Source organism: Nonlabens sp. SY33080 (assembly GCF_011784885.1).
Lineage (GTDB): Bacteria > Bacteroidota > Bacteroidia > Flavobacteriales > Flavobacteriaceae > Nonlabens > Nonlabens tegetincola.
In genome coordinates this window covers 160,898-174,905 of the sequence record NZ_CP050461.1, presented here as the reverse complement: position 1 = coordinate 174,905, position 14,008 = coordinate 160,898, and the positions used below count along the sequence as shown (strand labels likewise).

The following is a 14,008-nucleotide window of genomic DNA, read 5'->3' as shown; positions in this document are numbered from 1 at the left end:
ACAAAGATGAAAAAAGTAAAAAGAACACTAGGTATGATGGCACTTGCTGCTACAACGGTACTAACGGTTTCCTGCAAAGATGTAAACAAGAACGAACCGGCTGCACCTATGAGTAATGAGATGCATCAAGAGTCTATCGATGACAAAGACGATATGGCGATGAATGACAACCAAGATGCAAAAGCAGAAGCAATCTTGAATGACTATTTCAACTTAAAAGATGCTCTTGTAGGCGATGACAATGACAAAGCAAAACAACTGGGCGCCACGCTGGCAAGCACTTTAGGCAGTTTTGATGCATCGAGCTATTCAGATAGTGAGCAACAAGAACTCAAGGATATTATGGAAGACGCAATTGAACACGCAGAACACATTTCAGAAAGTGATATGGCACACCAACGTGAGCACTTTAAGATATTAAGCAAGGATGTTACCGATATGGTTGCCATTACTGGAACAGAGATGAAGATATACGAGCAATTCTGCCCTATGTATAATAATAATGAGGGTGGTGCTTGGCTTAGTATGAACGAAGAAATTAGAAACCCCTATTTCGGTGACAAAATGTTGAAATGCGGTAAAGTACAGCGAGAAATCAACTAATTGAAGTTTTTAAAAATCATAGCGTGGCTTGCCCTTGTGGCATTGATAGTGATTCAGTTCTTTCCAATAATTCTGAACGAGAGCGATTATGTACCGCAAAGTGATTTTATGGTCGAAAATCAAGTGCCTGCAACGATAAAAAATCGGTTGCAGGTTTCTTGCTACGATTGCCACAGTAATAATACAGATTATCCGTGGTATAGTAAGATACAGCCTGCGGCTTGGTTTCTGGAAGATCACATACAAGAAGGTAAGGACGAACTTAATTTTAATGAATGGGCAACATATTCAGACCGGCGAAAGAATAGTAAACTTCGGTCTATCATAAGCCAAATTGAAGAAGATAAAATGCCCTTGGATTCTTATACACTCATTCATAAAGATGCAATTCTTTCAGATGAATATAAGAGGATGATAATAGATTATATGACAGCGTTAAAAGACAGTTTGGAATAAAGTCCTGATATGGGAAGGGAAAGTTGATGGTTGGTTAGTTAGTAGCCCTTCCCTTGTCAGGCACAATAAAAAATATTAGAAAAATGAATAATGATATAAATGAATTTGAGTAAAAATTCTTAAAAATAAACAGGATGAATGCACTTAGAAAAACTACAATATTCGCATTAATTATAATAGCAACAAGCCAAGTGTTCGGACAAGATACAAACACAGAAAAGCAAGCGGTGCTTAAAGTAATGAAAACCTACAAAGATGCGCTACAAAACTTGACAACCGAAGGTACTTTTGACTTATTTACAGAAGATTCCGAGGTTTTTGAATCTGGTGGTGTTGAAGGCACCTATGCCCACTATATAGAACATCATTTGGGTCCAGAATTGGGGCATTTCAAGAAGTTTGAATTTTCAGATTATGAAATTGATGCAGAAGTAGATTTGCCCTATGCGTTTACTACCGAAACTTATGTCTACACCATAGTTCTCAATCCCGATGATAAAGGCAATACTCGAACCATAAAGAAAAAAGGGGTGGCGACTTCTATCCTTAAGAAGATAGAGGAAAAATGGCAGATAGTAAAAACACATTCATCATCCAGAAATGTTAAATAATTTTTAGCCAATCATAAAATGACACACACCTATCACATACACGGAATGACCTGCAATGGTTGCCGAAACCACGTCGAACAGACGCTTTCCAAAATAGAAGGTGTTACTAATGCATCTGTCAATTTAGAAAAAGCCGAAGCGATCATCGAAATGCAAGCACATATTCCCATCGAAAAATTTCAAGAGGCTCTAAAAGCGGACGGTGGGCAATACAGCATCCATCAAAATGGGGAACATCATCATACCCACGATAAGAAGCAAGTTGATAAACCTAAAGGCAAAGGAACAGGAACATTTTACTGTCCGATGCATTGCGAGGGCGACAAGACTTACGACAGACCAGGCGATTGTCCTGTTTGCGGAATGGATTTGGTCGAAGAAGTGAATTTAGCGACTACTTCTGATACTCAATATACCTGCCCGATGCACCCAGAAATTATTAAGGACGAACCGGGAAGCTGTCCAATTTGTGGAATGGATTTAGTTCCTATGAAACCCGATTTATCCGCAGAAGAAAAGACCTATAAAAAACTGCTTAAAAAGTTCTGGATAGCGGTCGCTTTCACATTGCCCATTTTTATCATTGCAATGTCCGAAATGCTGCCCAACAACCCCTTATATGATGTTTTAGAATTAAAATATTGGAACTGGATTCAATTTGCGCTTTCTATTCCTGTGGTATTCTACGCTACTTGGATGTTCTTTGAACGTGCCTACCGCAGTATAAAGACGTGGAACTTAAATATGTTTACGCTTATCGGTATCGGTGCTGGCGTTGCTTGGCTCTTCAGCGTGTTCGGGATGCTCGTACCCGATTTTTTCCCTGACCAATTCAAGACCGAAGCCGGTACGGTTCACGTCTATTTTGAGGCTGCTACGGTGATTCTAACTTTGGTTCTACTTGGTCAAGTCCTCGAAGCTCGTGCGCATAGCAAGACCAATTCCGCAGTCAAGGAACTTTTAAAATTGGCACCTAACAAGGCTATAAAGGTAGTTGATGGGGAAGAACAGGAAGTGGCCATCGATGAAATTGAATTGGGCGATATCCTACGTGTGAAGCCGGGCGATAAGATTCCTGTGGATGGCGTTATTACCGAAGGCGAAACTTCCATCGATGAATCGATGATTACAGGCGAACCCATTCCTGTAAACAAATCAGTAGATGATAAAGTAAGTAGCGGAACTATCAACGGCAATCAGTCCTTCTTGATGAAAGCTGAAAAGGTGGGGTCTGACACCCTGTTATCACAGATTATACAGATGGTTAATGATGCCAGTCGAAGCCGTGCACCCATCCAAAAGTTGGCCGATACCGTTTCGGGATATTTCGTGCCAATCGTGGTCATCATCGCTGCTGTGACATTCGGCGTTTGGGCGATTTGGGGCCCAGAGCCAGCCTATGTTTATGCCTTGGTTAATGCGATTGCCGTATTAATTATCGCCTGTCCGTGTGCTTTGGGGCTTGCGACACCTATGTCCGTAATGGTCGGTGTTGGTAAAGGCGCACAAAATGGGGTGCTTATCAAGAATGCTGAAGCCCTTGAGAAAATGGATAAGGTAGATACTCTCATTGTCGATAAGACCGGAACGATAACCGAAGGAAAACCTACAGTTGAGAAAGTGGGTTCTTTTGAGAAGGGTTTTACCGAAACCGAAGTACTACAATACATTGTTTCCTTGAACAGCCAAAGTGAACATCCGCTGGCGGAAGCCACCGTAAAATATGGAAAAGAACAAAACGCAGAGTTTTTAAAAGCAGATGGATTTAACGCAGTAACTGGAAAAGGCGTTGAAGGTGAAGTTAACAATAAAGAAGTGGCTTTAGGTAACGCCAAAATGATGGAACAGGCAAATGCTACACTTACCGAAGCTATGGAAAACGAGGCACAATCCTACCAAAAACAAGGGAAAACGGTTTCCTATCTCGCTGTAGAAGGTCAAGTTGTAGGCTACGTCGTTATCGGCGACAAAATCAAGGAAACAAGTGCAAAAGCTATCAAGGATTTGCAGAATAAGGGAATTGCGGTCATTATGCTTACTGGTGATAATCACGACACCGCCCAAGCTGTCGCAGATGAGCTTAACCTTGCCGATTTTCAAGCAAGTATGCTACCAGAAAACAAATTGCAGGAAGTCGAGAAATTACAAGAGCAAGGCAAGGTGGTTGCAATGGCAGGCGATGGTATCAATGATGCACCTGCACTCGCTAAAAGTGATGTAGGTATCGCAATGGGAACAGGTACGGATGTTGCCATTGAAAGTGCAGCCATTACATTGGTGAAAGGCGATTTACACGGTATTGTAAAGGCAAGAAATCTAAGTGATGCAGTAATGCGCAATATCAAACAAAACCTCTTTTTTGCAATGATTTATAACACGCTGGGTATCCCTATTGCAGCAGGACTACTGTATCCGTTTTTTGGAATACTCTTATCGCCAATGATTGCGGCTTTGGCGATGAGCTTCAGTTCGGTATCGGTAATTGCCAACTCATTACGTCTAAAAAGTAAAAACATATAATCTAACTAATTAAATACTTATGAAATATAAAATTTTGATAATCCTATTGGTAGTTGCTGTCAGCGGATGTAAAAACGAAGAAAAGAATAATACCAAAATAGAGATAGAGCACAATCATACCCAGAGTGAACCTAAATCTGAGAACAAAAAAACCCTTAGTCCACATACATCGGCAATGGCGATGATAGGCGATACACATATCCATATAGATTATTCGTCGCCAGGCGTAAGGGATAGAATTATTTTCGGTGGACTGTTGGCTTACGACCAAGTCTGGCAGGCTGGTGCCCATATGGCTACTTGGCTTGAAACAAATAAGGATTTAGAAATTGACGGTAAAGAATTGAAAGCCGGGAAATATGGGTTTTTTGTAATTCCGAATCAAGAAGAATGGACTGTCATTTTCAACAGGAATTGGAACCAACACGGTAAGGACGACTATAATGAAAATGATGATGTATTACGATTTAAAGTGACACCTAAAATTTCCGAAGAAATTAAAGAACATTTAGAGTATAACGTAAACAAAACAACTGAGACTTCCGGAACAATATCAATGAGTTGGGAAAAAGTCACGATTGAATTTCCTTTTGAAATAAAGTAAAATGGTGAACAGAAAAACAGCGAAATGGATTAGAAAAGCGCACCGCTATTTGGGTATCTTTTTAGGGATTCAGTTTCTGATGTGGACGATTAGTGGGATGTATTTCAGCTGGACAGACATCGACGAGATACACGGCGACCATTTTAAGAAAGAAGCACCTTTAAAGACTACATTTAATGATTTGCTCGGCACATCCCAACTTGCTACTAAAGAACCCGTACAATCTTTGGAATTACTGGAAATAGCCAATGAACCTTATTATTGGATTAATGAAGCACAGCTTTATAACGCAAGAACGGGACAAATGAAAAACGGAATTTCTAAAGAAGAGGCACAACAAGTTGCAAATAGGTATATGTTGAACGATTTAGAAATAGCAAAAATTCAATTAGTCGATTCTGTAGGGCCACATCACGAATATCGAGGTCGCCCACTTCCAGCTTATGAAATCTCGTATGAGACACCACAAAATTTAAAAGCCTATGTGGCGGTTGAAAATGGCGCTTTTCAAACGGTGAGACACAGAGACTGGCGCTGGTTTGATTTTCTATGGATGACCCATACAATGGATTATCAGGGAAGGGATAATTTCAACACGTTGTTGTTAAGGGCATTTTCACTTTTGGGATTGATAACTGTCTTAAGCGGTTTCGTTTTGTGGTATATCAGTTCCCCATCAATCAGAAAACTAAAAAAGAAAATCAAATAATTAGTAACAAATAAAACCAAAAATTATGAATTCAAACGAACACGAAAACAAGAACAAAGGAATGAGCCAATACACTAAATTCTTCCTTATGCTAGGGTCATCATTTATAGCAATGTACATCACAATGTATTTAAATACCTACGAGTTTGACCACGTGTGGTTCAGTCTTACACGATTTTATATGGTGTGTTTAGGAATAGCTACTATGGCTGTTATTATGTTGTTATTTATGTTGAATATGTATAAAGACAAGAAAAAGAATATTGCAATTCTCGCAGGTAGTGTTATATTGTTTTTGGGAGCATTAGGACTAGTACGCGACCAAAAATCCACTGTGGGCGACGTACTGTGGATGAAAGCAATGATACCGCACCATTCTATAGCAATTTTAACAAGTGAGCGTGCAGATATTAAAGACCCAGAAGTAAAAAAACTGGCAGAAGACATTATTAAGGCACAACGTAAGGAAATTGCAGAGATGAAAGCAATGATTGAACGTCTAGAAAACGAAAAATAAGATTATGAATAAGAACATTTTATATATAGCAATAGCCCTAATAATAGGTCTGGGCGCAGGCTGGCTCATTTTTGGAAACGGGTCAAGTGATACTATGGCAAACAAGGATATATCCGAGATGTCTGATCAACACGACCACTCTGGCGAGAGTGCAGACCAGATGTGGACGTGCTCAATGCATCCACAGATTATGCAACCAGAAGCTGGCGATTGTCCTATATGTGGGATGGACTTAATCCCTGCAGAAGCTGGTGCAGAAGGTCTCGCTGCAAACGAGATAAAAATGACTGAAAACGCAATGGCGTTGGCAAATATTCAAACCACTATCGTGGGCAATGCAGAAGCCAGCGATGATGATGGGATGATATCCCTTTCTGGAAAAATAGCTGCTAATGAAGAAAACAATACTGTGCAAGCCAGCTATTTCAAAGGAAGAATAGAAAGACTCAACGTCAACTATGAAGGTCAACAAGTAAATCGTGGTCAGCTGCTCGCAACCATTTACGCACCAGACCTTGTAGCGGCACAACAGGAATTGATTACCGCAGCATCGTTGAAAGAATCGCAACCCGCTTTGTATAAAGCAGTTCGCAATAAACTCAAAAACTGGAAACTTTCAGATACACAAATCAATGCTATTGAAGAAAGTGGAACGGTACGAGAGAATTTCCCGATTTATGCAACGGTTTCCGGAACGGTTTCAGAAGTAATGGCAGCACAAGGCGATTATGTAAATCAAGGACAGCCTATTGTGAAGTTGAGCAACCTCAATTCGGTTTGGGCAGAATTTGATGCCTATGAAAATCAAATAGCGCAATTCAACATTGGGCAAAAAATCAACATCACGACCAATGCCTATCCTAACAAGGAATTTGAAGGAACTATTTCATTCATCGACCCTATTCTAAATAATGCGACACGCACGGTAACGGTACGTGCAACCCTTCAAAATAGAGACAACCTGTTTAAACCAGGAATGTTTGTGACGGGCAAGGTTAAAGGCGCAACGCAAACTATGGAAAATACCCTTACTGTACCTGCAAGTGCTGTACTATGGACGGGCGAGCGCTCATTGGTATATATTAAAACCAATCCTAACGAGCCTGTGTTTGAAATGCGCGAAGTGACCTTGGGCAATCGCTCTGGCGAAACTTACCAAGTATCTTCCGGATTAAATAATGGCGATGAAATTGTTACCAATGGAACGTTCACGGTAGATGCAGCAGCACAATTACAGGGTAAAAAATCAATGATGAATCAGCAAATGATGCAGGACGAATCAGCAATGATGGGCGATATGGAAATGAGTTTCAGTAATGCGTTTAGTTCTGATTTCAACAAAGCATTACCATCATATCTCAAAATGAAAGATGCCCTTGTAGCAAGCGATGCAAGTCAAGTTTCCGCTTTCGCGAAAGCGACATCAGAAAAATTAAAAGCAATATCGACTGATGATTTAGGTACGATGGAAAAACAACATTTAACCAAAAGTATTGAGATGCTGGATGCCATTGCAAACAATGACATTCTGGAAAATCAGCGTTCTCACTTCGTCATTCTAAACGAGAATATCGTGCCTATTGCAATGAGCATAGAAAACTCGACAAATTATTACATTCAGAAATGCCCTATGGCAAATAACAATAAAGGTGCGGTATGGTTAAGTATGGAAGAAGAAATAAGAAATCCATACTATGGCGATGCAATGTTGACTTGCGGAAGTTTAATTGATTCGTTGTAAAAACCCTTTGCAACTCAATTGCATCATTATTCTTTTATCTTTGTAATATATATGAAAGCATTTTGTTCTATATCAATGGCAATCTTATTCCTTTTTCAAGGGGCTACAGCCAATATGGAAATATGTGAACAAATAGAGAAGTTTTCACATTTTTTATCGCATTACCAAATGCATAAAGAGTATGGTGGAGATACGTTTTATGAATATGTAGTAGAGGTAGTTTTCAATGATGAGTCTGATAACAAAGACCATCACGATGGCTCGCACGACGATAGTGCGCCTGTACATTCACATCATCAATGCTGTTATCCTAAAGTTTTTTTAACGCCTTCTAACGCATTAACCATAAAGCCACTTCTCTTTGAAAAAAGGGTGACATATTCATATTATTCTTTTCAATTCAATTCCAGATATCTGGAATCTCTTTTTCAGCCACCTCGGGCATAATTCAGTTTTCATAGGATAGCTCTATCCTGTTTTGAAGTTTTTCTAATTGAAAAACTTTATGATGTTTTCGCTTTCGCGAAAGCGTACAACTAATTTTTAACTGAATTAATTCTCTAATCTATGATTAACAAAATCATTGATTTTTCAATCAATAATAAATTTATTATTGGCTTGTTTACGTTGACTCTTATAGGAGTTGGTATCTGGTCAATGGCAACGGTAAATCTTGGGTCTGTGCCAGATATTACCAATAATCAAGTGCAAGTCATCACGCAATCGCCCAATCTGGGAACGGAAGATATTGAACAGTTCGTGACCTATCCTGTAGAATTATCTATGGGTAATTTACCGGGCGTTACCGAAATAAGATCTATCTCACGTTTCGGACTCTCTGTAGTAACCATCGTTTTTGAAGACGATATGGGAACCTATCTTCCTCGACAGCTGGTACAGGAAAAACTAAACGAACTGGGCGAATCTATCCCTGAAAAATTTGGAAGTCCATCTATGGGTCCCATTTCCACAGGATTAGGTCAAATTTATGAATACACCATTCAGCCAGGGAAAGGATTTGAAAACAGATATTCGCCTATGGAACTGCGTACCATCCAGGACTGGGTTATCAAACGACAACTTACTTTACTGGAAGGTGTGGTAGAAGTTAACTCATATGGTGGTAGCATTAAGCAGTACGAAGTTGCCGTCGATCCAGAGAAGTTAAATAGTATGGGCATCAGCATTTCACAAGTGTATGACGCTCTTGCTATGAACAATGTCAATACAGGTGGTGCCTATATTGAGAAAAATAAAATGTCAAACTTCATAAGAGGCGAAGGTCTTATTCGCTCTTTGGAAGACATCAAGAATATCTCGATTATCAACGAAGGCAACATTCCCATAACAATTGGAGATGTAGCAACGCGTGTCCATTTTGGGAGTCAGGTACGTTATGGTGCATTTACCCAAGACGGTAAGGAAGCCGTGGGCGGTATGATTATGATGCTCAAGGGTTCTAATCCTAATGCAGTTATTCAAAATGTAAAGGATCGTATGGCAGAAATTGAAAAATCCCTGCCAGAAGGTTTAACGATCGCCCCTATCATTGATCGTAGTGAGCTTATTGCCAGAACTACAGATACGGTTAAAACTAATTTACTGGAAGGTGCTCTTATAGTGATTTTTGCCCTTGTGTTATTGCTGGGTAGTTTAAGAGGTGGAATCATAACAGCCACGACCATACCATTGTCCTTACTTTTTGCCTTTATCCTGATGAAGCAGTTTAATGTATGGGCAAACTTAATGAGCTTGGGAGCTATTGATTTTGGGATTATCATAGATGGTGCGGTAATTATTATAGAAGGAACGGTTTATGAGATCCAAAAACGGATTAGGTCTGGCAAGCTAAAATTCAATCAAGGCGTGATGGATAAAGTGGCTTATGATGCAGGAAGCACGATGATGGGTTCCGCTTTTTTTGGACAGATAATTATCCTTATCGTTTTTACGCCTATACTTTTTCTAACTGGTGTAGAAGGTAAAATGTTTAAACCTATGGCATACACCTTTGGCTTTGCAATGATAGGTGCCATCATCTTGTGTCTCACGTATGTGCCTATGATGGCAGCGCTTTTTATGAAACCAGTACAAAATACCAAAAACTGGTTCGGCAGGTTCGAGCGTTGGCTCGAAAAAATAAGCGATAAAATTATAGGTGCTATTCATAGTGCATATATGCCATTATTAAAGGGAGCCCTTAAACTAAAACTTATTGTTTTATCAGCTGCTACCGTATTACTTCTTATTGCTGGTTTTATCTTTTCTAATATGGGTGGAGAATTTGTGCCCCAGCTTGATGAAGGAGATCTAGCAATGCAAGCGCTCATTAGACCAGGAAGTTCATTATCCGAATCTATTGAAGTTTCCAAGAAAATAGAAACTATCCTATTAGAAAATTTCTCTGAAATTAAAACAGTCACAGCTCGTATAGGTGTTGCAGATATTCCTACCGATCCTATGCCTATGGATATTGCAGATATGTACATCATCCTAAACAAGGATATGGACGAGTGGACAACAGCTACTACTAAAGAAGGTTTGATAGATGCCATTAGAGACAAATTAGATGAAGAACTCGTGGGTGTAAATTTAGTTTTTACCCAACCAGTAGAGTTACGATTTAACGAGCTGTTAGAAGGTGTAAGAGAAGATATTGCGGTAAAGCTATATGGCGAAGATTTAGAGGTGTTATCACAAAAGGTTCAGGAAATGGCAGCGATTATACAGACCGTTCCTGGCGCTGGTGATGTGAGTGCAGAACGAACTGCAGGATTACCACAGATGACCGTAAAATATAAGCGTGATAAAATGGCGCAATATGGACTGGATATTCAAAAAGTAAATGATTACATAAGTACCGCATTCGCTGGCGGAACTGCAGGAGTAATTTTTGAAGGCGAGAAACGATTTGATCTCGTGGTACGATTTGATGAAAGCCATAGAAAAAGTATCGATGACCTACGCAATATGTATATCGATCTTAAGGATGGCAATCAGATACCCATTATCGAAATAGCCGAAATTGAATACGTCCCTGGACCTATGCAAATTTCACGTGACAATACGTATAGAAGAACCTACGTAGGTGTAAATGCAAGAGGCAGGGATGTGGAGTCTGTAGTAAAAGATATTCAGCAAAAATTAGATGAAGAACTGGACTTGCCATCAGGCTATTATATTACCTATGGTGGCGAGTTTGAAAATCTACAAAGCGCAAAGGATCGTTTGATAATCGTTGTGCCCATCGCCCTGTTTTTAATATTTATACTGCTGTACTTTGCCTTAAAATCCTTTTCACAATCGCTAATGATTTACATAGCGATTCCCTTGGCGGCCATCGGTGGTGTGTTTGCCCTATGGTTGCGGGATATGCCATTTAGTATTTCGGCAGGTGTCGGCTTTATTGTGCTATTTGGTGTTGCAGTTCTTAACGGACTGGTACTTATAAACCGATTTAATTCCTTAAAAGAAGAAGGTGTGATAAGTATAAAGGATAGAATATTTCAAGGGACTAAAGAACGTATTCGTCCCATTATGCTCACGGCCACCACAGATATTTTTGGGTTTTTACCAATGGCATTTTCCACATCAGCCGGTGCAGAGGTGCAACAACCGCTCGCTACGGTAGTTATTGGTGGGATGCTTACGGCCACCCTACTCACGTTGATCGTACTTCCCGTGCTCTATACCTTTATAGAAAAGCGACGTGAGCGCAAAGACCAGAACAAGATTGGTTCGTTTAATCCGCAAGCATTGGCCACGATTTTAATACTTGGTTTTATGTTAGGTGGTACCGCTTTCGCGCCTGCCCAGAGCGCAGTCGAAGGGAAAGGGCAACAAACACAAGCACCTGTGCCAGACCTCATTGTTCAGGATAGCATTACACCCATTACCTTATCTCGGGCTGTAGAAATTGCCAAAGAGAATTATCCAGCACTCAAGACGAGCCAACTCGAAATAGAAAGACAGAACGCACTTAAGGGCATTGCTTACGACTTCGGTAATACCCAAGTTTTTACAGGTGGCGAAGAAGTGGCAGATGGTCAGGGCATTTATACATTGATAGGCATCGGGCAGCAGAATATTGATTTACTGGGAATAGGTGCTAAAAAACGTTTGCAACAACAACGTATTGAATTGGCACAAACCGCATTTGACCTATCTGAAATCCAGATAGAACTGGAAGTCAAAAAAGCCTGGTCTGAAGCTTTTCAGGCAAAGAAGAAATTTGTTTTGTACCGAGAACTGGACAGCATTTATGTGCAGTTTGCACAATCTGTAGAACTCAATTATGAAGTGGAAGCCATTTCAAGACTGGAATACGCCGCTGCGCGCAATCAAGCACTACAGATCAACAATAAGTTTCAGCAGGCAGAAACAGACTATTTTATAGCTCTGCAAAAACTCAACCTTTGGTTGACACCAGATACGATGTACGGCGTTACTGATGAATTGGGCGCTACTGAAATTTCAATTTTAGAGACTGATGATACATTGAATGATCATCCCGAGTTATCGCTTTCGCGAAAGCGTATAGATGAAGCACAAGCAAGTTATGATGCTGCTAGGGCAAATTTACTGCCCCAGTTTAATCTGCAAGGTGGTCTGCAACGTGTCAATGGTGATAGTGGTTTCTACACATATCAAGCAGGTATTTCCATACCGCTGTTTTCTGGACCAGTCCGTAGTCGTGCAAAAGCGGCAAAACTCGATGCACAGATTGCAGAAACCAATGCTATTTTCAAACAACGCGAGCTAAAATCGCAATTCGTACAGTCACAACAAAATTATGCACGATGGCGGGATACCTGGTTTTTCTATAAAACCGAAGCCTTGCCACTTGCCATAGACCAGCGCAAAGGTGCATTGCTGGCATACAAAGAAGGAGCGCTGGATTATGCAGCATTCACGCAAATAATACGTGATGCCATACAGACCGAAATGGATGCGCTGGACGCACTTGATAATTATTTAGAAGCCCTGTTTGATTTACAATATTTCCAAAACTAAAAAAGATGAAAACGATAAAATATATACCAATAGCCGCTATGCTAATAGCATTTACTTTAACCAGCTGTGGCGACTCAAAAACTGAAGATGGCCACGATGAAGCCACCCATTCTGAAACAGAAGAAAATCACTCTGAAGGGGAAGATGAAGAAGATAATATGGAAGGCGAAGCTGAAGAAGTAATGCTCACGGCACAGCAGTTTGAAGCTTTACAAATGGAAATTGATACACTCGCGCAACGCAATATGAGTGGTTATGTAGAAGCAAACGGTACGCTGGAAGTGCCACCGCAAAACGAAGCAAATATTACCGCGCTTGCAGGTGCAAATGTGGCATCCATAGAAGTAATAGAAGGCGACGAAGTCAAGAAAAATCAAGCAGTTGCTTATTTATCACATCCCAGCATCATCCAGATACAGAGTGATTACCTAAATGCATACAGCAACAGTCGCTTCTTAAAGCAAGAATATGAACGTCAAAAGAGGCTTTATGAAGCTGGTGTAGCATCTGGAATGAACTTTCAAAAAGCAACGGCAGACTATCGGTCATCTACCGCAATGGTAAACGGGCTTGAAGCACAGTTGCGACAGTACAACATCAATGCAAGTGGCGTGCGCAATGGTACCATATACCAGCGTGTTGCGTTGCGCAGTCCCATTGCAGGTGTGGTAGAAAAGGTTTTCATAAAAACTGGTCAATATGTAGAACCACAGACCAATCTTATGGAAATAGTAGATACAGACCACGTACACGCAGATTTGATGGTTTTTGAAAAAGATGTGGACAAAGTGAAGAAGGGACAAAAGGTACGTTTCAGTATCCAATCGCGTCCAGGAAAAGAACTGGAAGCCGTAATTTATTCGGTTAGCCAGACCTTTGAACAAGACCCAAAAGCAGTGCACGTTCACGCTGAAATTGAGAATAAAGAAAGTGGTCTTATCCCTGGTATGTATATAAAAGGTAAAATTGAAGTTGATAACCAACAGACTACAGCACTACCTAAAAGTGCCATAGTTACAGAAGCTGGAAAGAATTATGTATTTACAGCGCAAAAAGAAGGCGATGCTTGGAGTTTTAAACCAGTAGAGGTTACAACCGGCGAGAAAGATGGCGACTGGATTGCCATACGCTTTTTTGAAACCCCAGATCCCAATACACGTTTTGCATTCAACAATGCCTATTACCTGATGGGAGAAATGAAAAAGGGAGAAACTGAACACGAACATTAATAACT

The 14,008-nt window shown here is 40.3% G+C and carries 11 protein-coding genes; all 11 read left to right on the top strand.

Features of this window, described 5'->3' with window-relative positions; translation table 11 throughout:
- The first annotated feature begins 6 nt into the window (after positions 1-6).
- The 11 genes from HCN53_RS00820 (at position 7) to HCN53_RS00770 (ending at position 14,003) form a co-directional block, all read left to right on the top strand.
- Positions 7-603, top strand: a complete 597-nt coding sequence (locus tag HCN53_RS00820; RefSeq protein WP_105018633.1) for a DUF3347 domain-containing protein — start codon at positions 7-9, stop codon at positions 601-603.
- Positions 604-1,059, top strand: coding sequence for a heme-binding domain-containing protein (locus HCN53_RS00815; RefSeq protein ID WP_105018632.1), 456 nt, complete (start codon positions 604-606; stop codon positions 1,057-1,059).
- A gap of 239 nt (positions 1,060-1,298) precedes the next feature.
- Complete coding sequence (locus HCN53_RS00810; RefSeq protein WP_240919370.1) at positions 1,299-1,670, top strand: nuclear transport factor 2 family protein; 372 nt, start codon at positions 1,299-1,301, stop codon at positions 1,668-1,670.
- Positions 1,671-1,688: 18 nt separating this feature from the next.
- Complete coding sequence (locus tag HCN53_RS00805) at positions 1,689-4,190, top strand: heavy metal translocating P-type ATPase (RefSeq protein ID WP_105018630.1); 2,502 nt, start codon at positions 1,689-1,691, stop codon at positions 4,188-4,190.
- A 19-nt stretch (positions 4,191-4,209) separates the two neighbouring features.
- Positions 4,210-4,794, top strand: coding sequence for a DUF2911 domain-containing protein (locus HCN53_RS00800; RefSeq protein ID WP_105018629.1), 585 nt, complete (start codon positions 4,210-4,212; stop codon positions 4,792-4,794).
- 1 nt (position 4,795) lies between these two features.
- On the top strand, positions 4,796-5,503 hold the full coding sequence (locus HCN53_RS00795; protein ID WP_105018628.1) for a PepSY domain-containing protein: 708 nt from the start codon (positions 4,796-4,798) through the stop codon (positions 5,501-5,503).
- 25 nt (positions 5,504-5,528) lie between these two features.
- On the top strand, positions 5,529-6,020 hold the full coding sequence (locus tag HCN53_RS00790) for a DUF305 domain-containing protein (RefSeq protein WP_174270037.1): 492 nt from the start codon (positions 5,529-5,531) through the stop codon (positions 6,018-6,020).
- Between the two features lie 4 nt (positions 6,021-6,024).
- Complete coding sequence (locus HCN53_RS00785; protein WP_167341681.1) at positions 6,025-7,761, top strand: efflux RND transporter periplasmic adaptor subunit; 1,737 nt, start codon at positions 6,025-6,027, stop codon at positions 7,759-7,761.
- A 51-nt stretch (positions 7,762-7,812) separates the two neighbouring features.
- Complete coding sequence (locus HCN53_RS00780) at positions 7,813-8,208, top strand: hypothetical protein (protein ID WP_167341680.1); 396 nt, start codon at positions 7,813-7,815, stop codon at positions 8,206-8,208.
- Positions 8,209-8,328: 120 nt separating this feature from the next.
- Entirely contained in the window at positions 8,329-12,774 is a 4,446-nt protein-coding gene (locus HCN53_RS00775; protein WP_167341679.1) for a CusA/CzcA family heavy metal efflux RND transporter, read from the top strand.
- Positions 12,775-12,779: 5 nt separating this feature from the next.
- Positions 12,780-14,003, top strand: coding sequence for an efflux RND transporter periplasmic adaptor subunit (locus HCN53_RS00770; RefSeq protein ID WP_167341678.1), 1,224 nt, complete (start codon positions 12,780-12,782; stop codon positions 14,001-14,003).
- Positions 14,004-14,008 lie beyond the last annotated feature (5 nt).

Coding starts and splice junctions, on each gene's coding strand:
- HCN53_RS00775 (WP_167341679.1), top strand. CDS start 8,329: ATGATTAACAAAATCATTGATTTTTCAATCAATAATAAATTTATTATT.
- HCN53_RS00770 (WP_167341678.1), top strand. CDS start 12,780: ATGAAAACGATAAAATATATACCAATAGCCGCTATGCTAATAGCATTT.
- HCN53_RS00795 (WP_105018628.1), top strand. CDS start 4,796: ATGGTGAACAGAAAAACAGCGAAATGGATTAGAAAAGCGCACCGCTAT.
- HCN53_RS00785 (WP_167341681.1), top strand. CDS start 6,025: ATGAATAAGAACATTTTATATATAGCAATAGCCCTAATAATAGGTCTG.
- HCN53_RS00810 (WP_240919370.1), top strand. CDS start 1,299: ATGAAAACCTACAAAGATGCGCTACAAAACTTGACAACCGAAGGTACT.
- HCN53_RS00820 (WP_105018633.1), top strand. CDS start 7: ATGAAAAAAGTAAAAAGAACACTAGGTATGATGGCACTTGCTGCTACA.
- HCN53_RS00780 (WP_167341680.1), top strand. CDS start 7,813: ATGAAAGCATTTTGTTCTATATCAATGGCAATCTTATTCCTTTTTCAA.
- HCN53_RS00790 (WP_174270037.1), top strand. CDS start 5,529: ATGAATTCAAACGAACACGAAAACAAGAACAAAGGAATGAGCCAATAC.
- HCN53_RS00805 (WP_105018630.1), top strand. CDS start 1,689: ATGACACACACCTATCACATACACGGAATGACCTGCAATGGTTGCCGA.
- HCN53_RS00800 (WP_105018629.1), top strand. CDS start 4,210: ATGAAATATAAAATTTTGATAATCCTATTGGTAGTTGCTGTCAGCGGA.